Annotated in this window: 1 protein-coding gene; it reads left to right on the forward strand. The window is 62.0% G+C overall.

Annotated elements, in window-relative coordinates; genetic code table 11:
* A partial coding sequence (locus FE392_RS16850) for an AMP-binding protein (RefSeq protein ID WP_439153507.1) occupies positions 1–1096 on the forward strand: 1096 nt, incomplete at both ends.

Raw genomic sequence — 1096 nt, forward strand, 5'->3', positions numbered from 1 at the left:
TGCCCAAAGGGGTGGAAATGCCGCTGGCTGGCTTGCTGAACTTGCTGCACTGGCACCGCCAATCCCCGCAGCCAGCCGGCAGCGGAAAAACCCTCCAGTTTGCTGCGCTGGGATTTGACGTCGCCTTTCAGGAAATCTTCACCACCCTGTGTGAAGGCGGCAGTCTGGTGCTGATTAATGAATCCCTGCGCCGGCAGCCGGCGCAACTGCTCAGTTTGATTGCACAGCACCGGATTGACCGGATTTTCCTGCCGTACATTGCCCTTCAGCATCTTGCCGATGCCGCCCGCGAAAGCGGGGAAGATATCTCCTGTCTGGCCCATATCGTGACTGCGGGCGAACAACTGCGCATCACGCCTGCCATCCGGCATTTCCTGCAACGTGCCGGAAACTGCCGCCTGCACAATCACTATGGCCCGACAGAAAGCCACGTGACAACCGCTTACACGCTGGAGCAAAACCCCGGGCAGTGGTCAACCCTGCCCCCCATTGGCCGCCCGATTGCCAATCACCGCATTTACATTCTTGACGCGGACAAACAGCCCGTGCCCCTCGGCGTGACCGGGGAAATCTACATTGCCGGCCTCGGCGTGGCCCGGGGCTACCTGAACCGCCCTGAACTGACCGCCGGGCGTTTCTTGCCCGACCCGTTCGCCCCAGAACCGGCAGCCCGCATGTACAAAACCGGCGACCTCGGGCGCTGGCTGCCGGACGGCAATATCGACTATCTGGGGCGCAATGACTTTCAGGTGAAAGTGCGCGGGTTCCGCGTGGAGCTGGGCGAAATTGAAGCCCAATTGATGCGGTGCCACGGCGTGCGTGAAGCCGTCGTGATTGCCCGCCATGACGGGGTTGATCCGCAGCGTCTGGTGGCTTATCTGCGCCCCGTAGACGGCGTTAAACTCCAGCCCGCCAAACTGCGCCAGCAACTCGCCCAGCACCTGGCTGATTACATGCTGCCCAGTGCCTTTGTGGTGCTCAACACGTTCCCGCAAACCCCCAACGGCAAACTTGACCGCCAAGCCCTGCCCGCGCCGGATAGCGCGGCCGTGGTCACACGAACCTATGAGGCCCCGGTGGGCGAAACAGAAACCGC

The organism is Xenorhabdus santafensis (genome assembly GCF_033949405.1).
Taxonomy (GTDB): Bacteria; Pseudomonadota; Gammaproteobacteria; order Enterobacterales; family Enterobacteriaceae; genus Xenorhabdus; species Xenorhabdus santafensis.